Annotated in this window: 17 protein-coding genes; 5 read left to right on the top strand and 12 right to left on the bottom strand. The window is 42.1% G+C overall.

Translation table 11 applies throughout. From position 1 onward, the window contains the following. Nucleotides 1-2: 2 nt before the first annotated feature. From EO92_RS07900 to nifS, 5 genes are all read right to left on the bottom strand, one after another. Entirely contained in the window at nt 3-1,400 is a 1,398-nt protein-coding gene (locus tag EO92_RS07900) for an O-acetylhomoserine aminocarboxypropyltransferase/cysteine synthase family protein (RefSeq protein ID WP_082107977.1), read from the bottom strand. Nucleotide 1,401: 1 nt separating this feature from the next. Further along, nucleotides 1,402-2,769, bottom strand: coding sequence for an O-phospho-L-seryl-tRNA:Cys-tRNA synthase (pscS, locus tag EO92_RS07895; protein ID WP_048170635.1), 1,368 nt, complete (start codon nt 2,767-2,769; stop codon nt 1,402-1,404). Between the two features lie 1,008 nt (nt 2,770-3,777). Continuing rightward, on the bottom strand, nt 3,778-4,698 hold the full coding sequence (nadA, locus tag EO92_RS07885) for a quinolinate synthase NadA (protein WP_048170680.1): 921 nt from the start codon (nt 4,696-4,698) through the stop codon (nt 3,778-3,780). Between the two features lie 168 nt (nt 4,699-4,866). Next, nucleotides 4,867-5,256: a Fe-S cluster assembly scaffold protein NifU gene (gene nifU, locus EO92_RS07880; protein ID WP_048170630.1), complete on the bottom strand. Its 390-nt coding sequence runs from the start codon at nt 5,254-5,256 to the stop codon at nt 4,867-4,869. A gap of 127 nt (nt 5,257-5,383) precedes the next feature. Next, a complete protein-coding gene (gene nifS, locus EO92_RS07875; protein WP_048170678.1) occupies nt 5,384-6,541 on the bottom strand; it encodes a cysteine desulfurase NifS in 1,158 nt (385 codons plus the stop codon). Between the two features lie 274 nt (nt 6,542-6,815). On the opposite strand from nifS, the gene EO92_RS07870 reads away from it, so the two are divergent. The 3 genes from EO92_RS07870 to cysE all read left to right on the top strand — a co-directional run bounded on the left by EO92_RS07870 (nt 6,816) and on the right by cysE (nt 9,614). Beyond that, nucleotides 6,816-7,181, top strand: a complete 366-nt coding sequence (locus EO92_RS07870) for a transcriptional regulator (RefSeq protein ID WP_235283253.1) — start codon at nt 6,816-6,818, stop codon at nt 7,179-7,181. Nucleotides 7,182-7,640: 459 nt separating this feature from the next. After that, nucleotides 7,641-8,567 (top strand): cysteine synthase A, encoded by a 927-nt coding sequence (gene cysK, locus EO92_RS07865; protein WP_048170676.1) that lies wholly within the window; start codon nt 7,641-7,643, stop codon nt 8,565-8,567. A gap of 75 nt (nt 8,568-8,642) precedes the next feature. Beyond that, nucleotides 8,643-9,614, top strand: coding sequence for a serine O-acetyltransferase (cysE, locus tag EO92_RS07860; protein WP_048170628.1), 972 nt, complete (start codon nt 8,643-8,645; stop codon nt 9,612-9,614). A gap of 260 nt (nt 9,615-9,874) precedes the next feature. Here cysE and thiE read toward each other — a convergent pair whose 3' ends face one another. The 3 genes from thiE to EO92_RS07845 all read right to left on the bottom strand — a co-directional run bounded on the left by thiE (nt 9,875) and on the right by EO92_RS07845 (nt 13,416). Then, nucleotides 9,875-10,573 (bottom strand): thiamine phosphate synthase, encoded by a 699-nt coding sequence (thiE, locus tag EO92_RS07855; protein ID WP_052734303.1) that lies wholly within the window; start codon nt 10,571-10,573, stop codon nt 9,875-9,877. A 315-nt stretch (nt 10,574-10,888) separates the two neighbouring features. After that, a complete protein-coding gene (gene thiM, locus EO92_RS07850; RefSeq protein WP_048170625.1) occupies nt 10,889-11,674 on the bottom strand; it encodes a hydroxyethylthiazole kinase in 786 nt (261 codons plus the stop codon). Between the two features lie 530 nt (nt 11,675-12,204). Further along, nucleotides 12,205-13,416, bottom strand: coding sequence for a PKD domain-containing protein (locus EO92_RS07845; protein WP_048170623.1), 1,212 nt, complete (start codon nt 13,414-13,416; stop codon nt 12,205-12,207). A 214-nt stretch (nt 13,417-13,630) separates the two neighbouring features. Between EO92_RS07845 and EO92_RS17650 the strand changes: the two genes are divergently transcribed. Then, complete coding sequence (locus tag EO92_RS17650) at nt 13,631-13,774, top strand: hypothetical protein (RefSeq protein ID WP_156165762.1); 144 nt, start codon at nt 13,631-13,633, stop codon at nt 13,772-13,774. A gap of 77 nt (nt 13,775-13,851) precedes the next feature. Here EO92_RS17650 and EO92_RS07840 read toward each other — a convergent pair whose 3' ends face one another. The 3 genes from EO92_RS07840 to EO92_RS07830 form a co-directional block, all read right to left on the bottom strand. After that, entirely contained in the window at nt 13,852-15,075 is a 1,224-nt protein-coding gene (locus tag EO92_RS07840) for a hypothetical protein (protein WP_048170619.1), read from the bottom strand. A 677-nt stretch (nt 15,076-15,752) separates the two neighbouring features. Next, the gene (locus tag EO92_RS07835) at nt 15,753-16,790 is read right to left on the bottom strand and encodes a Swt1 family HEPN domain-containing protein (RefSeq protein WP_048170617.1); all 1,038 of its coding nucleotides are present in this window, start codon (nt 16,788-16,790) and stop codon (nt 15,753-15,755) included. 24 nt (nt 16,791-16,814) lie between these two features. Further along, entirely contained in the window at nt 16,815-18,842 is a 2,028-nt protein-coding gene (locus EO92_RS07830) for a DNA polymerase (protein WP_235283252.1), read from the bottom strand. Nucleotides 18,843-18,972: 130 nt separating this feature from the next. On the opposite strand from EO92_RS07830, the gene EO92_RS18485 reads away from it, so the two are divergent. Next, entirely contained in the window at nt 18,973-19,176 is a 204-nt protein-coding gene (locus EO92_RS18485) for a hypothetical protein (RefSeq protein ID WP_235283251.1), read from the top strand. Nucleotides 19,177-19,479: 303 nt separating this feature from the next. Here EO92_RS18485 and EO92_RS07825 read toward each other — a convergent pair whose 3' ends face one another. Then, on the bottom strand, nt 19,480-19,812 hold the full coding sequence (locus EO92_RS07825) for an HNH endonuclease signature motif containing protein (protein ID WP_048170613.1): 333 nt from the start codon (nt 19,810-19,812) through the stop codon (nt 19,480-19,482). Between the last annotated feature and the right edge of the window lie 4 nt (nt 19,813-19,816).

Genomic DNA, 19,816 nt, shown 5'->3' with positions numbered 1-19,816 from the left:
ACTCAAACCTCTGAAAGTGCCTGTTCGATGTCGAAAATCAGGTCTTTTTCGTCCTCGATTCCTACGGAAAGCCTGATGAAGTCTTCAGTTACTCCGCATGCCAGCTGTTCTTCTTTTGACAGCTGTTCATGGGTGGTTGAAGCCGGATGGATTACGAGGCTTTTGGCATCCCCGATATTTGCAAGGTGGGAAAAGACCTCAAGGCTTTCAATAAACGTTTTGCACTCCCCGATTCCGCCTTTAATTCCAAAGCCTACTATTGCTCCGGAACCTGATTTGAGGTATTTCTTTGCAAGCTCATGGCTCCTGTGAGACTCAAGGCCCGGATAGGAGACCCAGGAAACTTTCGGGTGGCCCTCCAGGAACTTTGCAACTGCAAGGGCGTTGTCGCAGTGTTTTTTCATTCTCAGGGGGAGAGTCTCAAGCCCCAATATGAACAGGAAGGAGTTAAAAGGGGAAATGCAGGCTCCGGTATCCCTCATGAACTGCACCCTTGCTTTTCCAATAAAAGCTGCCTTTCCGAAGGCTTCCTTGTATTTCAGGCCGTGGTATCCGGGGTCGGGGTCGCAGATCTCAGGGAATTTCTCAGGGCTCCAGTCAAAGTTTCCGGAGTCAACAATTACCCCACCTATCGAAGTCCCGTGCCCTCCTATGAATTTTGTTGCAGAACATATGACTATATCTGCTCCGTGTTCTATTGGCCTTAAGATCAAAGGAGAAACAGTATTGTCCACGACAAGGGGGATTCCTGCTGCATGGGCGATCTCTGCAAGTTTTTCAAGGTCAGCCACATCAAGTCCCGGGTTTCCTATTGATTCCACATACAGGGCTTTTGTGCTTTCGGAGATTGCATTTTTAAATTCTTCGGGGCTGCTTGAGTCTACGAATTTTACGGTTCTTCCGAGTTTGGGGAACGTATAATTGAAAAGCTCGTAGGTCCCACCATAGAGCTTGTCCCCTGAAACGATCTCATCTCCGGGTTTTGTAAAGGTGAGAAGAGCCGTTGTAATTGCAGCCATCCCTGAGGCTGTTGCAAGGGCGCCTATGCCTCCTTCAAGGGCAGCGATCCTTTTCTCAAAGACATCGGTTGTGGGGTTCATCAGGCGCGTATAAATATTGCCTGCTTTTCTAAGCCCGAAAAGGTCGGCTGCTTCTTCAGTGTCTTTGAACACATACGCTGCTGTCTGATAAATCGGAACTGACCTTGCTCCTGTAGCCGGATCAGGTGTTGTTCCTGCATGCACGGCTAAAGTAGAAACTCCCAGATTTTCAAACCTCTTTTTTTTCAGGCTTTCCTTATTTTCCTTACTTCCCGTATTTTCCTTACTTCCTGTATTTTCCTTACTTTCTTTATTTTCCTTACTTTCGTTCTCATTCTTGTTTCCGTTTTCGTCCGTCATCTCATCTTACCTCCAGACCGTATTTCTCTGCTATCTCGACCAGGGAATCTCCCAGGTACTTTACTCTGTCCCGGGAAAGCCCGTACGTGCTCAGCTTCCAGGCTCTTGTTGCTCCGGGGAATAAGCCGACAATTCCTCTTTTTGAAAGTTCGTCGCTCAGGTAATAGCCCCTTTTCGGATGGCTTCTCGCAACCGTATCAAAACTGTCAGTAGTATCGATTTTGGAAAGGGCATGTTTTCGGGGGTATTCGGACAATACCTTGCTGCCGGAAATCGAAAGGAGCCTGTCCATCAGGTAGTTGGATTTGTCCACTTCTTCGTCCCAGTGTTTTACCCGTTCCTTTACAGCCGGAAAAGACGCCATCATTGAGAACAGAGTCCCTCCCATCAGGGTGCAGCCGAGCATTTCAACTTCTTTTATGCCAAACTTGCGTTCAGTAAGGTCCCCTTTCATCTGAGTTGTCCTGAAGACGACAGGAGCCCACTCCTCGGTTGTTGCAAGGACCCCGGACGGTGCAGCAGACGCCATGCTCTTATGGCCTGACCCTATTACAAAATCAGCTCCCAGGTCTTTTCCGTCAACAGGCATTACCCCTACGGTATAGGCTCCGTTGTAGAGAAGCGGAATATCGTACTGGTGTGAGACCTTTGAGATTTCCTTTATCTCGTGCTCATTTGCCAGCTGGTAGTCAAAATGGTCCATCATCACGATTTTAGGGGTTTTTCCGGTTTCTCTGATGATTGCTTCGATTTTTTCTGCGGTTGCTTCGGCTGTAATTATATTCTTTTCATTCAGGGGTACTTCCTTTACAATGCCGCCTGCGTTTTCCACAGAAAGAAACTCGGTATAATGAGAAAGGGAAGAGACGAGGGCAATATCTCCTTTTTCGAGTAAAGAAGATGCAACTGCCTGAAACCCTCTTCTTGCTCCCGGGACAACCCTGGCTTCATCCATATTGAGAAAATCTGCAAGTTCGGAATGGAAATCCGCAATTCCAGGCTTTGTGATCTTATCAAGCCTGAAAGGTTTTTTGCATGAATCACAGGTAGAATAGCCGTCGCCATAAGCGATAAGCGCTTTTCTTGCGTCAACAGTCAGCTTTCCGGCTGCCTGTATAGGCTGGATGTTTATGAAGGATTCTTCTCTGTCCCTGACAGGAAGATTTCCTGCAAGCCTGAAAACTTCGGGCTTTCCTGTCCCGCTTTCAAGCTCATTTATTACATTTTTGAGAGCCGAGATCTTTTTCTGAAATTCCTGTTCTTCGGTTTCATTCAGACCCGTGGGTAAAGTCCCTCTGAAAATCTCCCTTATATCTTCAAGGGCAAACAAGGCTTCAAACGTCTTCTGTACCCTTATATCCTGCACCATTTTCTCTTCTACCTCTTTTTCAGCTGTTATTCAAAGTCAGAAGTGAGAATCGAACTCACGTATCTCCGGGTTGCAGCCGGAGGCATAACCACTCTGCCATTCTGACAAACATTTGCTTTTCAGGAATCATCACAATTGTGAAGACATAATCACAATTGTGATTAATATATAAATAATTATCCGTCAATAAGAAAAAATCGAACCGGGGAAAAAATAGGTCGTCCACATTACATGGCTGATATTTTTTAAAACCCGAATTGCGCCTCGGCAGAGTTTCGCCTCCCGAGTTTCGCTTCGGGATCACAGGAAATCAGAGATTTCCTGGGAGTTGCACTGTAAGTGCAACAGCACGAGGTCCTTTTCGCTGCGCTCAAGAGGACTACTTGATGGATTATAGCAGTGAGCGTAATTCAAGAGGACAGAATTAAAAATATTTATGACCCGCAAACGTCATTCGCTTTATCATGTCGTTTTTGTCACGCTCGACGCAGGAGAGCGGTCTTTCAAAAAAGTGAAAAGAAGAAGAAAAGACCCGAAAGAAAAGCTATAAAGTAAAAGTGAAGTTTTATAGATTTTTACTGGAGATTTCAACCTCGTGTTTCTTTCTTCTCTTATTATCTTTCTTCTTTTTTCTCCTTTTTTTGCAGAGCCGCCAGACAAGCTGGCGGATACGTCCGATATTTCCCTGTGAATTGAAAAGCGGTTTCCGGGGTCAAGGGAAGTATTCTTCGAACCAGGAAGGCATTTCACTATAATCTCGTTTTTTCTTAATACCGTTAGGGAATCCGCCTGTTATTTGTTTTTGCGGGCAGATGAGACGATTTCAGCCCTTTAAGGCGCAGAAGAGAATAAAAAGATTTCATCTCAGGATGTTCTGAATAATACCAACCTATTAAGCAGGAACCACCAACAAATATGATCCGGGGAAATAAATATGGTACAGAGGAGATAATTTAATAAAAGATATCTCGCGAAAAAGTCAGGGAAAGAACCCTGCAGTCCTTTCTTTTAGATTCTATTTCCACTAATCGCAAGCATCCTGTCCAGCGCTTTTTTTGCTTTTACTCTTATATGCTCCGGAACATGGACTTCGTATTCCATATTCTGGAGACTGTTGAGAATGGACTCGAGGGTGATTTTTTTCATATTATAGCAAAAAGCCTTTTCAGAAGCAGGATAAAATTTTTTATCCGGGTATTTTTTGTTCAGATTTTTAACAATTTCCTTTTCAGTCCCGATTATAAATTCCGTCGAATCTGAATTTTCCGCCTCTTTTATAATCCCTGAGGTACTGAGAATGTGGTCAGCAAGGTTAAGGACCTCAGGCCTGCACTCTGGGTGTGCAAGAAATTCTGCATCAGGGTGCATTTTTTTTAATTCTTTTATCTCCTCATCCCCGATGTTCTCGTGAACATGGCAGAACCCGGGCCAGAGATGTATCTTTTTATCGGTATGAAGAGCTACAAATGCGCCAAGGTTTTTGTCCGGGACAAAAATAATCTCACTGTTTTCGACTGAATTTACCACATTTATTGCATTTGCAGATGTGCAGCAGATATCGGATTCGGCTTTTACTGCGGCTGAACTGTTTACATAGCATACAACAGCTGCTTCCGGATGTTTTTCTTTTTCTTCCCGGAGGGCCTTTACAGTGACCATATCTGCCATCGGGCAATCCGCATCAGGGACAGGCAAAAGGACTAACTTTTCAGGGGAAAGAATCGATGCCGATTCTGCCATGAAATGGACGCCTGCAAAAACGATAACCTCAGCTTTCGAATTAACTGCTTCCCTGCAGAGGGAAAGGGAATCGCCCACAAAATCCGCAACTTCCCGCACTTCCCTGCGGGTGTAAAAGTGGGCAAGGATTATGGCATTCCTTTCCTTTTTGAGTATTTTTATTTCCTCTGCAATTAACTGATCTTCCATAATAATTCCATTTTCCATAGTAATTCCGTTTTCAAAGTGATTTCATTTTCAAAGTGATTTCATTTTCAAAGTGATTTCATTTTCAAAGTGATATCATCTTCAAAGTAACTTCATTTTCTAAAGGGATCTGATTTTCAAAGTTACTCTATTTCTCAAACATACTGTGGCTCATTCTGTCCACGGCTCAAGTCCATTTTTCCGCAGATAGTCATTAATTGCCTCATGGATTGCTTCTTCTGCAAGCATTGAACAGTGCATTTTTATCGGAGGGAGCCCGTCAAGGGCCTCTGCAACTGCTTTGTTTGAAAGTTTCCAGGCTTCTTTCAGGGTCTTTCCTTTGATAAGTTCGGTTGCCATACTGCTTGATGCAATTGCAGCCCCGCATCCAAAGGTCTGGAACTTCACATCCGCAATCCGGTCATCTTCGACTTTAAGGAAGATCTTCATTATATCTCCGCACTTTGCGTTCCCCACCTCTCCTACTCCGTCGCAGTTCTCAATGCTTCCCATGTTTCTGGGGTTCGAAAAATGGTCCATCACTTTAGCGCTGTAATCCATGATTTATCCTCAAACATTATTTTTCTATTTTCAAACTATTCCAAATTCAGGTTATTTTTTTCCCAAATTGTCCTGCAGTTTTTACCCACCAGCCTGAAGTTTTTACCCGCCAGCCTACAAGTGTCTCTCAAAGGGTCCTGTACTCCTGAGGGGTCAGTGGTGACATATTTCTGAGTCTCTGTACTATTTCAGGCAGAACCTCAAGCACCCTGTCCACATCTTCCCGGGTATTCATCCTTCCAGGGCTCAACCTCAGAGAACCGTGAACTATCTCATGCGGAACTCCACAGGCTGTCAGCACATGCGAGGGTTCAAGCGAAGAAGAATTACACGCGCTTCCCGTGGATGCAAAAATTCCTTTAGCATTTAACAGAAGCAGGAGGGATTCGCCCTCTATGTACTCAAACGTGACATTTACGTTGTTTGCAAGCCGCTCTGTGGGATGGCCGTTGAGGTGGGTTTTCGGGAGTTTCAGAAGCCCTTTAATCAGGCGCTCTCTCATTTCCAGCAGGGTTTTATTCGTTTCTTCAATCTCGCCTGCTGCAAGCTCTATAGCCTTTCCAAGGCCCACGATGGCAGGGACATTCTCGGTTCCCGCCCTGCGTTTTCTTTCCTGAGCTCCGCCGTGGAGAAGAGGTTCTATTTTTGTTCCTTTTCGTATGTAGAGGGCTCCACAACCCTTTGGCCCTTCGAACTTGTGCCCTGAAAGGGATAGGAGGTCAATATTCATTTTTTTGACATCTATAGGGACATGGCCTATTGCCTGGACCGCATCCGTATGGAAATATATCCTGTTCTTTCTTGCGATTTTTCCGATTTCTTCTACAGGCTGAATTGTCCCTATTTCATTGTTCGCAAGCATTATGGAAATGAGTATTGTGTCGGCTCTGATCGCATTTTTCAGCTCCTCAGGGGACACTCTTCCATATTTATCCACCGGCAGGTATGTTATCTCAAATCCCTGCCCTTCCAGCCAGATACAGGTGTGAAGGACGGCATGGTGTTCAATAGAAGAAGTGATTATGTGATGTCCTTTATTCCTGTTTGCAAAGGCTATCCCCTTTAATGCCCAGTTATCGGATTCGGTGCCTCCGGATGTGAAATAGATCTCATTTTCTTCAGCCCCGATGGCATCGGCGACCTTTTTTCTTGCTTTTTCTATTGCACGTTTTGAGATTTTTCCCGGATCATAGATAGAAGAAGGATTTCCGAAGTTTTCTGTCAGGTAGGGAAGCATCTCCTCAACAACTTCTTTTCTTGCAGGAGTTGTAGCAGAGTTATCCATGTAAATGGTCCTGTTTTCAACTGTCACATTTGCACCTTTACAATTGTGAGTGATGATAACCGATGATAACAATTGTGAATAAGCATAACAATTGTGACTATTTAAGTTTTATCCTGGAAAATTTCCCTGATAGAACCGATGAAACAGCTGAAATTCAGCAGTCCCCTTGAGAATATTGCTTCGCAGGTAAATCTTATTATTATTTTTAACACTGAAAATAAATATATATCTATATAAGATATATTCGTTCTCAATTGTAAAACCTAAAGAAGTGATGATAATCATGGAAACTCCGTGTCAGAAGATTGTGTGGGATCTGGTCCCCGCAATAAGGGCCAGTCTTGCAATCGAACTTGTAAATAGAGGACAGTCACAGGCAGCTTCTGCAAAGCTGCTGGGGATTGCTCCGTCGGCAGTTTCCCAGTATATTTCGGGAAAAAGAGGATACAGAATCGAGTTCCAGGGCGAGACGAAAGAATTGATTGAAAAACTTGCTCAGGACTTAATCGACAATAAAGTCGACGACTTTGTACCAAGGATCTGCAAGATATGTACAAGTGCAAGAGGAATTGAGAGCGACTGCAGTAGCACCTGTGTTGCGGAAGAACCGGCAGTTAAAAAGAAGAAAGCTAAAAAGTGAACTGAAAACAAAAAGTGAACTGAAAACAAAAAGTGACCTGAAAACAAAAAGTGAACTGAATAAAATGACATATTCTGATTTTAAATAAGTTCACTTTAAATCAGTCTATTTTATCAGTCTATTTTAAAACTTTTATCTCATTCTGGCATCCACTTTACTGACTCTTCCATATTCATCTTTCATATTCATCTTTCATATTCATCTTCCATATTCATCTTCCATATTCATCTTCTATAATCACGCCTCCGATGTCTTTAGACTCTTAGTTTTTCCTTTGCAGTTCATTACAGTACACTGTCTGCTCGATAACTTTATATTTAAGACCACACGTAGTTCACAATTGTGAATTTCCCTGCATACTCCTTATTACAGCGTATGACTGAGGGTCCAATTCAAGCCGGTATGAACTATGGAGAACGGCAAGTTTCAGGAAAAAACTGCAGCAAAAAGGCGGATAATATGGAGCGAATATACTCAGACATAACCCGGACAATCGGTAACACGCCGCTTGTTCGGTTAAATCACATTACTAAAGGTCTTCATGCGGATGTGGTGGTAAAAGTGGAGTCCTTTAACCCGATGGGAAGTGTAAAGGACAGAATCGGATTGGCAATGATCGAAGAAGCCGAACGTGAGGGGAAAATCAAAGAGGGTACCACCATTGTTGAAGCTACCAGTGGCAACACCGGCATTGCTCTTGCAGGTGTATGCGCTGCCCGCGGCTATAAGCTCATCCTTGTCATGCCTGAGACAATGACTGTAGAACGAAGAAAACTGCTGAAGGCCCTGGGAGCAGAGCTTGTCCTGACCCCCGGGCCTGAAGGGATGAAAGGGGCGGTCAACAAAGCAGAACAGATGGCTGCAGAAGATCCTGCTCTTTACTATATACCCCAGCAATTCCAGAACCCTGCAAATCCTGAAGTTCACTGCAGGACAACTGCCGAGGAAATATGGCGAGATACGGACGGCAAAGCGGATGTGATTGTAGCAGGTGTGGGAACAGGAGGGACAATCACAGGGATTGCCAGTGTTCTCAAAAAAAGGAACCCTGCTTTCAAGGCGGTTGCAGTCGAACCTGCCGAATCTCCCGTACTAAGCGGCGGAAAGCCGGGCCCGCACAGGATCCAGGGAATAGGGGCAGGTTTCATTCCGGATGTACTCCGGCTTGACCTTGTCGATGAAATAGTCAGGGTAACTGCAGATGATGCCATTGCCACAGCGAGAAGGCTGGCTAAGGAAGAAGGCATCCTTGCAGGCATATCTTCAGGGGCAGCCGCATACGCAGCCCTGCAGGTAGCATCCAGGAAGGAAATGAGCGGGAAAATGATTGTTGTTATCCTGCCGGACACAGGGGAGCGTTATCTGAGCACCGATTTATTTGACTGATCCATTTGACAATTTTGATTGATCTTTTTGACAATTTTGACTAATTTATTTGACAATTAATGCTGGAAGATTTCAATGGGAATCTGGGAAGATATCAGAGAAGATATCAGGACAGTTTTTGAAAAAGACCCGGCCGCAAGGTCCAGGCTTGAGGTACTCTGCTGCTATCCGGGGCTGCACGCTATCTGGATGCACCGGGTAGCGCACTCTCTCTGGAACAAACACTTCTATTTCCTTGCCCGGTTGACATCTCATATCTCAAGGATGCTCACAGGCATTGAGATCCATCCCGGAGCAAAGCTCGGGAAGCGGGTATTCATTGACCACGGGTCCGGAGTTGTAATCGGAGAAACTGCTGAAGTAGGTGATGACGTTCTCATATACATGGGAGTTGTGCTGGGAGGGACAGCCCTGGAAAGGACAAAACGCCATCCTACTGTTGAAAATGAGGTGGTTCTGGGTTCAGGTTCAATCGTGCTCGGGCCAATTACTATTGGAAAAGGTGCTAAAGTAGGCGCGGGTTCGGTTGTGATCCGGTCAGTCCCAGCCGAAGCTACTGTAGTGGGTGTTCCTGCCAGGATTGCAGGGCCGCAATCCTCCGGGCTCGTGGGGCAGCTGAATCACGATAAGTTATCGGACCCCGTGCTTACTGTGGTAAGCCAGATGCTTGACCGGTTAAGCAGGTTAGAAGAACGGTTTCAAACTCATGGGGAATCTTCACCCATATCCGCGCCCATATCTGCAATAACCTCGCAAAAAACCGTGCTCAACGAAGATGAGCAAATTTATTCCCTGCTAAAAGACGTGATCGACCCTGAGGTTGGAATAGATATCGTCAACCTTGGCCTGGTCAAGGAAGTTATCGTGGAGGGAACAAGTGTGAACGTAAACCTTGTATTGACAACGAGTGCCTGTCCCATGATCGAATACCTTAAGGACCAGGTCAGGCGAAAAGTTCTGAGCGTTAACGGGATAGAAAAGGTTACTGTCAATATTCTTGACGAGCCCTGGAAATGGGAGAGGGCCAACAGAAAGGCATTCCATTAAGCCCTGTACCATGAAGTTTTAAGAGGACTAAATTACAAATCTTTCGACCGTACAACCGTATTCGCCATACCGGGTCGTTCCTGTTACGCTCGACGCAGGAGAGCGGTCTTTCCCAAAAAAGCGTAAAAAGAAAAAGGAAAAGCAAGAAAGGAAAAGCAAGAAAGGAAAAGCAAGAAAGGAAAAGCAAGAAAGGAAAAGTGCCATAAAAAGTCTGTGAGGATGTAATCAGGACAGAATTAAGTCCGGCCTGAAAAGTGCACTTATACGCTTCTGTTTTTCATTTTTTGAATTATATCTATGAAATATTCGGTTTCCCTTTTCACATCGTCGCTGCAAACGACTGCAGAAATTGCAACAAGGCTGTCAGCTCCATTTTCAACTACAATTTTGCAGTTTTCTTTATTTATTCCCCCAATAGCAGCTATCGGAATTTTTATCGCATTTTTAACTTCTCTTATTCTGGCAGGACCAATTCCCTTTCCTGCATCTTTTTTAGTGGAGGTATCGAATATGGATCCCAGGCCTAAATAATCAGCGCTACTTTTTTCTGCTTCGATTGCTTCCTCAACGTTGTGGACAGTAAGGCCGATTATCTTATCCGAGCCCAGAAGCTTTCTTGCAGTTTCAATTTGCATGTCGTCCTGGCCGATGTGAACGCCATCCGCATCAACTGCCAGAGCAACGTCAATTCTGTCATTTACAAGAAAGATTGCCCTCTCACCGCATATTCTTTTGATTTCGGATGCTTCGTCGACCATTTCTTTTGTACTCTTGTTTTTCTCCCGGTACTGAACAATCTTGCAGCCTGCTTCAACTGCTTCCTTTACATCGGATAAAGTCCCTTTCTTTGAGAGTCCGGAGTCTGTTACAAGGTAAAAGTCGATCTCTTTTAAAAGAGAGGTTTTCTGGTTGAAAGGTGTCTGATTGAAATTTGTTTGAGTGGAATTTTCCTGGTCCATAATGCTTCAACCCATTCAGCATACGTGTTTTAAAAATAATTAGAATCCAGCTGGTTATAATAATTATAATAATAATAAGGTAGCCAGCTCGTAAATTGTTGATATTTGTGATTATCGGTTTTTCTGTGCCTGATATTTAGATATTCGTTTCTTCAAAGGCGGCGGCCCGGTCGCCTGGGCGCGGGACGGAAATGATTGGAAGATGCCATTAGGGATGGCATGGCAAGGTGCACTGGCAAGGGTGTACTGGCAGAGCACCCCGGAATAGTATCCAGGCAGATTAAGCAAACCGCGTGGAAGTCCCTTTTTCCGGATTCATCTTTCTTCGACTTTCATCATGTCCTTTACTTTCTCATCTGACAGGTTGAACACTTCGTCATACAGGTGAACCTTAAAACTTCCGGGCCCGCTTGACTTTTCAGCTGCAAGTTCTCCTGCAACTCCAAAGTAGCATAAAGCATCTTTGGCGGCATCACAATAATCCGGATTGACTGAAGCAAATGAGCCGATTATTGAAGCAGCCATGCAGCCGGTCCCGACAATTGAACCCATTAGCTCATGCCCGTTCTTCACAATAAATGTCTTATTTCCGTCACTTATTATGTCTTCTTTTCCTGTCATTACTACGATGCAGGATTCTGCTTTTGCGAAGGCTTTTGCAACTTTTTCGGGATCGGCATTAATTGCGGTTGCTTCTACGCCTTTTGTTTCAGCTTTTTCGCCTGCCAGTTTTGCAATTTCTGAGTAATTGCCTTTGATGATGTCAATGTGGACCGAACCAAGGATTTTTGCAGCCATTTCATCCCTGAATTTCGTAGCTCCAACGCCGACTGCATCAAGTACCACCGGTATTTTCTTTTCGTTTGCAGCGGCAGCTGAGAGCAGCATGGAATCTATGATTTCGGATGTCAGGGTTCCGATATTGAGCACAAGAGCCGACGAGATCTTTGTCATGTCAGCACATTCTTCAGGAGCATGCGCCATTACAGGAAGCGCACCAAAAGCTCTTGTCATATTTGCGCAGTCGTAAATAGTTACCCAGTTCGTGATGTGATGAATCAGGGGTTTTGTTTCCCTTATTGTTTTTAGTGGGTCCTTCATCAGTATTCCTCAATAGACGTTTTAATTTTACGTGGCTTATAGGTATATAATAATTAGCAAGATCTGCGTGTAGTGAATGGGCAGGGCTTGTAGTTAAGCATTAAAGGTTCTTAATAAGCATCAGTAGTATAAGCACTAAGTAGCACTGAGACTTGCAGTTAAACCTTCAGGACTCGTAATAAAGCATTAAAGATTCATAGTTAAAAATGCTCCTGATTTTTGATCCTTTCCGTGTATAAAAACCCTGTCTCGTAAATTGTGATGTTTCTTGCTTTTGTCATGTCATCATACGGAGAACAGCCAAATATGATTTATGCGCTCATACTTCAGCAAAAATTGACATTGAAATTCTGATTTTCTTAATTTTGCGGCAAAAATCTTTGCTAATTCTCGGTTCATTTTTCTAAAACACTGGCAGAAGGATGGAAAAAAGGGCAGATATTAAAAATGGATTAATGGGGTGAACCTGCCCATCTGTAAGGAAACGCAGGCATCCCCACTATGCTACTGTGACTGCTTCCTTACCACTTCTAACACTGCAATTCTTTTTTTACACTTATTGTAGCTAACTTTGAATCCGTACCGTTTGCATTGCTTACTGTCAGACAGACGGTATAGTTTCCTGCTGATAAATAAGTATGAACCGGGTCCTGTTCGTTTGAAATATCTCCGTCCCCGAAGTCCCAGTACCATGCATCCGGTGTTCCTGTACCGGTGTCTGTAAAAGAGACGTTTAAAGGTGCAGTTCCTGAGTTAACATTGCCGGTGAAATTTGCGACGAGATTATTCGATGTATTTGAGAGATCATACAGATAAATATCTCTTCCTTCACAAAATTCCGGATTATTGCGACAATCTGCATATACGATTTTATCACCATAGACAGACGGACTGAATGCAAGGGTACTGTTAGTTATGCGGGTTGTCCTGGCAGCAGATATCTCATACATGTAGATGTCTTTATTACCCCCACTATAAGGATCGCCTATCGTATATACTATCGAGTTAGCGTAGATTGCAGGCTGATATGCACTTACGTTACTGGTGACCTGAGTCGTTTTGTTGGAAGCAATATCATGCATATATACGTTGCCTGATTCCGTCCAGACTACGATATTTCCGTAGATATCGAGTTCGGATTCGGGTATTGAGCTGTTTGTAGTTGTTATTTTGCCTGTTTGTTGAGTGGATATATTATATAAGTAGATATCAGAAGCATTGCTGCCGTTCTCCTGCGACCACACTACTTTTTTACCATATATGGCAGGAAAGCTGTAAACCGCAGCAATCCTGGTTTCATTGTGAGTATTGAGATCGTAAAGATAAATCCCATCATTTTTGTGATCCTCACCATAATAATAGTTATTAGTATAGACGATGTAGTTCCCGTAAATATCAGGAATACGCCTTCCGGATGCTATAAGGGTTTCATTGCCTGTAGAAATATCATACATATAAACAGTTTCACTATCCGAGGTCCATACCACCTTATCTCCATATGCATTAAGATTACTTCCTGCCGAATTCCCTGTAATATCTGTCCGGTTTCCGGTAGTTAGATCGTAAGCATGTACATCATTCCCGGCACACTCTGTCCAAAAAACATAGTTGCCATAGATTGATGTTCTCAGTGTTAACCTCTCATCCTGTGTGAGCTTATTTTCCGTTCCAGCCGATGCAATTGTCACCAGTGCAACAGAAATTAAAAAAATTACAAATATCGCTAGAGTTTTATTTTTCATATCTAACCCCCACATGTGCCATTGAAAAAAACTAACAGATTTCTGATTTAGCTTTGCAGCACATATTATTTATTTAGCTCTTATAAAATATATGCATAATCCTTAGATTGATAAATAATCTGTTATTAAAATCTAAAACCGGGGAAAGTAGAGAGGTTTTACCAGAACTTCTGCTCAATGAAACAGTAAAAAAGAAAAAGCGAAAGCGAAAGAGTTGAGAGTAAGCAGAGACAGGAGAGTAAGCAGAGACAGGAGAGTCGGCAAAGATAGAAGAGTCAGCAGAGATAGTAACCTGCCGACCCCCGGTGAAAGAACCCGAAACGGACTGCTGGTAACAGTAAACCTGAACCACTGGTAACAGTAAACCTGAACCACTGGTAACAGTAAACCTGAACCACTGGTAACACTTAGAGCTTATCTGGTGACAGTAAAAGCTTATAAGGTACTGGTATCGTTCGCCTCTAACTGGTAAAAGTGGTACTCGTATGGTTGCCAGGTATCATTGATGGTTCCATCAGTAACATTCATGGTTCTGTTCTCCCATAAGACATCATACGTTCCGTCTGGCACGCCGGAAATTGTTGCATTATTTGCCGTGCCGTTTGCTTCGGTAAAATCAAGCATACTTGATGACACAACTAACTTTCTATCGTCTGCATCAGAAAATATGTAAGCTGTAACCGCATCGATTGTGCCGCCCGGATCTGATGTTATATTTGTCCTGCCGCTGGTTACGTTTGTTGCCAGAAGTGTCCGGTTGTCGTTCATAATCCAGGGCCAGACCTGTTCATATTTCGGCTTAAAGCTGACCCAACCGGCATAGTTTGGAGTATCTTCGGCGTATTTGTAAGCATATGAGAAAACACCCTGCGCCCCGCCTAAAATTCCCATCACGATCTGGCTTTCATGACGAGCAGCCACTTTTTGTTCAGTATCAAGGTCCGGGTCCAGATCATTCACCTCAAGAGCCTGACCGAACGCTTCTGTTGTTACATATATTGTTTTTCCTGCATTTTTCCAGTCAGGGGCATTTGCAATAAGGTTGCCATATACCCAGGCGTGCGGGCGCTCTGGATGAAATTTAGTGTAGGTGGTGAAATAACAGACGTCCAGCCCCGGAATAAATTCCTCATCGTCAGGCCCGGTCTGCATATCCCCTAAATAATCGCCGGCAACAGCATTGGGGAAGTATTTCTTCATACCCGTGCGCATGGCGATAAGCGTTGAAGGGTCTCCTTCCTCATCAGGGAAATACACCCCATAGAAATCATCATCAGTAACCCCCAGATCCCTGACTTCTTTCCAGAAGCTTTCAGACTCCATCTGCGGGCCGCCGGTAGCTACCAGATATTTCGAAATCCCCAGCTCTTTGCCTCTATTTACGTTGTCAACAAACTGCTGCGGAGTTATAGAAGTGCTCCATCCGAGGTGGACAAGCGTGGCGTTATCCGTTAAAAATTGAGTGCCTGTCTCCCACCCCATCATCCCGTATGCCAGAGCCATACCGCGCGGATACGGAAATTCATTATTTGCCGCCGAGTCATTATCCGAAGCATTTTGCTCGCTAGATACCTGTGCAGCAGATGAGCCGATAATTAAAAAACAAGCCAGGACTGCTGAAGTCAAAAATGTTAAGGATAAATTATCCTTCTTTTTCATCTATTTCAATCCCCCATTTTCCCTTTTGTTTGTGTATGTCAGTTATTCAGTGATTATTATAAAATTGGATGATATTTATAATTACAGGTGCATGTGAGATTGAAAAACATCAAATTCTCATTCCGGCACACTTTTTTTATTATGAAAACTAAATCTTTGGGTCATTCACCAATACGTGATTGATGTTTTCATAACGTTCTCTCCAACATGGCTTTTGCTTGCGTTTATGTGCTCGTACAGCAGATGACCACAGTAGCAAGAAAAATGCGGGAAAAGAAAGAGTAGAAACTGGATTTCGATTAATTTGGAATAATAGCAATCGACTACTGGTGGATTACCAATGCGGCGGTTAGGAAATGATCTGAATATGGCTTATTCTTGTGATGTGTCTGTTCGTGGGTTCGAATCTCATCCCTCGCACTAACCTTTTGGGATATAGGTAACTTAAAAAAACGCAACGCATGTGTAAGGTTTATGCACAACTGTATCTTTCAAAATTGCCCTAACCAAAAATAATATCCTAAAAATTTATATCTCAAAAATAAAATTTCTATTTTCAATCCAATTTGATTAAAATAAGCAGATATTTTTATATTGGGCAAATATATCATGCAAAACATTCTGTAATATTTCACATTATAAGTATTTTTACGGTTATTATTCTTCTAAGTGTTGAATCAAGGTTGTCGAGCCGTTACAATTGAAAAAATATCATTATGATATAAAACTAACCGAGTGAATTCGATTTTTGTAAGTGGTCGAAAATGTGCTATTTTTTTCCTTATAGGGTCTAATTCATGTAGTTTAGTAATTAGAGCTTTACATTCCTCATTGTTAAAAATATCATTAAATAATTCCTTATTTCTTCCTTTTTCGAATATTATTTTCAGATCTGTAAAATCACTATAGTCTATCAAATCATATTCATTTGAAGCATCACGGCTTTTTCTTTCTTCCCATCTACTTAATACATCTTTTGGAATTTTGCTCTCAAGATTTTTTTCATGAGGTTCAATTATTCTTTTCTTGATCAAATATCTTAAGTATGTTTCTAAGTCAGAAAGAAAACGGTATGCCTCATTATTAAATTCAAAACCAGATCTTTTATAGGCCGTTGATATTTCGTCATCTAATTTCTCTAACTCTCCAAGTTTTCCAATGTTTAGATTTGAGCCTGGGAATATTTGACGAGGATCTTCAGCAGGTACATTTAAAAGTTCCGTTCCTTCGATGGCTGGGTTTCTTAAATAACTTACATCCTCAATTAAATTATTTAATTTAAGATCAAACGTTTTAGGTACTTGGACGTTTGTCATTACTCCAGCAAAAGAAGACTGAATTCCAGCATAATTAGATTGGATACGTTGAATACTTTCTATTAGTTCAGGATCAAACGTTTTAGGTACTTGGATGTTTGCCATTACTCCAGCAAAAAAAGACTGAATTCCAGCATAATTAGATTGGATACGTTGAATACTTTCTATTAGTTCAGGGTCAAACGTTTTAGGTACTTGGATGTTTGCCATTACTCCAGCAAAAGAAGACTGAATTCCAGCATAATTAGATTGGATACGTTGAATACTTTCTATTAATTTAGGAGTGAACACTTTAGGTACACGAACGTTTACTAATGCTTTAGATGCTACTGGCTTAGTATCTATATCTTCTTTATCTCGTTTGGTACCATTATCATTTGGGGTTTCTGATTGATCCATGAGCTGATCAGTTTAATTAATACATTAACTATCCATTATAAGCTTTTTTATAGACTTTGTGCGAAGGCTAATTATGGCTTCATTCTGAATTCGGTCTTTCATTCTTTTCAATGTACTTCTATGCTTAATTCCCTTTTTTCTGGCTTCTTCAGGAGTTAAAGCCAAAATCTTCTGCCTAATCTCTTCCTCATTAATGAAAACCTGAGACTTGGTAACATCTAAAGGCTGATCCTCAATATTATTAGCTTCTTTTCCAATGTAAACTAAACCATCAGCCTGAATGTGTTTTCTCTTTAATACTCCAATTGTCCCTTCAAACTTGTTTTCCATATGCTCAACATACTGCAAAATTGTTCTACTTAATGGCTTGAAATATTTCGACCCCTCTTTAACTTCTCCTGTTTCATAATCAATAAAAGGGTCATAAACGATTTTCTGATAATCCTTTGTGAATGGTGCAAGAGGCTTAATAGCCTTATCATTTTCTTCAATTGCCTGGAACCCTACAAGAAAGAAGTTAAAAGGCTTAATCTGTTCTTTCCAGAGCTTCCCATTATTCAGCTTTTTAAACCTGTTCAATACGTTGGAAGTGCTAACAGTAAGCCTGGAAATAGCATACAGGTTTGAATACTTCTCTTCAATATCTCTTTCAGTAATCAGCCTATAATGAAGTTTAAGAATATCCTGCCAGATTTCAGCCTGCCAATCTTCAACTGAGTTAGGGAAGGGATTTGTTAAATGCCCAAGTCCATGAAGTTTGTAAGACCTTTCATCTCCCATGAATCCGATTTTTCCATTCTCATAGTAGTATAGAGCATACCTTTTAGAAGCAATTCCATAGAACCAGAGATCCTTTTTCTCAGGTTTAAGCAATGGAATATCCATGTTGTAAGGATTAAGAGGCTGAAAGAACTCTACAAGCTCCTGAGCCTTTTCCGGAGGCACAAATACCGAATCAGTATCCATGTAAGCGTGAATTGCCCCAAGCTCTTTTAACCTGGCTTCAGCCATTGTTAAGAAAAGCCTGGCTCCTGACGTAATCATTACAGCTAAGAGAGGATGAAAATACTTGCCTGACTTCTCGAACCTGTTTTCCTTAGTAATGAAATTCTCAAGCCCGTAAACCTGAAACTCACTTTTCTTATCTTCTGGGTTAAGCTCAATAAAAATTCCATAACTCAGAGCATTTACAAGGATCTTGATAGCTTGGGCTCTGCTTGATAGATGCTGAAATTCAGGATCATTCCGATCTGTTTTTTTCAATTCCTGTTTAATCCTCTGCCTCTCTTCTACAAGAACCTGAACAACATTATCCTTTAATGGATCAATATTAATTCCAAGAACCCTGGATTTCCTTAACCCCTTCTGTACTCCTTTAGGAACAAATTTTACAGCCTCTATGATCTTTGGAACCTTGCCAGTAAGGAGATATGAGCCAATGATATCCGGTAAAGAATACCACATCTCAGAGGTAGAACTCAGATAATTGATTCCTACGTTAAGCCCTGTATTATCTCCCTTGTAATCCATCCTTACAGGAAAAATATCATTATCTGGCTGAATCTTAACCATAACAACAAGCTTTTTCCATGTGTCCTGTTTCTGAAGGTCTGAAAGCTTCAGGTTTGAAATAAATCTCCTGACCTCCTCTGTTATATCCTGAATTTCCAGGCTTTCAGCTATGATGTATTTCCAGAGGTTCATTAACATTGTAACTGTAGGGTACATGCTTGTAAAATCAAGAACTGTAACCTTTGTTGGCTCCTTCCTGATTTTACATTCTGTCCTTCCCCCAAAATAGGAAGTCATCATGTTTCCAATAACTGAATCTGGAAAATCTGGGTTCAGTGCCAAAAATGGCTTAACTCCTAATTGGCTGAGAGCATGTTTCCCAATGGAAGCCTCGCTAAAGATCTTTGTTATTGGTATATGGATCTGGTAAACGTCAAGTTCCTTAACAAGCTTCTCATAAACGGCATGGGTGGTTTCAACATCCTTTATCAGATAATCAATATACTTTTCAGTGACTTTTCCATGTTCAATCCCTTTCATTTTCTGAACAGGAGTGTTGAGCCTTTCTGCGGCTTTTTCAAGGGAAATACGCCTTTCCTGAAGGAGAACTTCAGCCAGCCTTTGAGTATCCAGGAAATAGCCTGAGAAATAGATCTCTCCTTTGTTCTGCTTGGTAGTGGTAAACTTGAAGCTGTTAGAGTATCCAAGCTTTCTGATGATTACTGGAGGTTTAAAGGGATCATCTGAGAGGGTAAGGGTAAAGCCTCCTCTGTTCCTTCCCCTTGAATCTCCTGATCTTTTGGATATCCTGCTTATATCAAAAGCCAGGTTATACCCATTGCAGAGGGTTTTAAGCCCAAAGACTTCAGGATAAAATACATTGTCTATGAACTCATCCAGGGAATACAGGCTTATGTTATGTTTTCTTGAATAGGCTTCCAGTATCTTTGTTTCCCTTTCATTCAGGGTAGATGGATCATAGAATAAACCATCATGCTGAATAACTCCATCCTGGTAGATCTGGAAGTATCCTATCTTAAAATTTTGATACTGGTTGATTGTGGTTTCAGTATCAAAGACCAGTACCCTATTATGCCTGAGAGGAGTATCATAACGCCTAAAGCTCCTATACTCTCCTTTTTTCTCAAGTCTTTGAGTATATCCCCTGACTGCAACTTTAGACATTTTGCACCATCTCATTTCCAAGATCAATTAGCTGAGTTCCTAATTCTGTAAGCAAGGCACCAATAGATACAATCTGAAAAGCTCTTTTTTGCTCAGGGGAGGCGTTTCCCGATCTGGCTTTTGGGTTAAATTTATTCTGTTCCTTTGTTACCTTGGAATGGCAGTTTTTGCAGAGAGGCTTAACCTGGTCTGAATTGCTCCTTCCATAGATGTGATGCATTTCAATAACATCTGGGTCATCTTCCCCACAGGCAACACAGCAAAGAGAAGGGTTCCCATTTCTCTTATGTTTGTTCAAAGTTTTTTGATACGTTTCCTTGTCCATAGTT

Source organism: Methanosarcina sp. 2.H.A.1B.4 (assembly GCF_000979385.1).
Classification (GTDB): Archaea; Halobacteriota; Methanosarcinia; order Methanosarcinales; family Methanosarcinaceae; genus Methanosarcina.
This window is presented reverse-complemented; position numbering and strand designations above follow the sequence as displayed.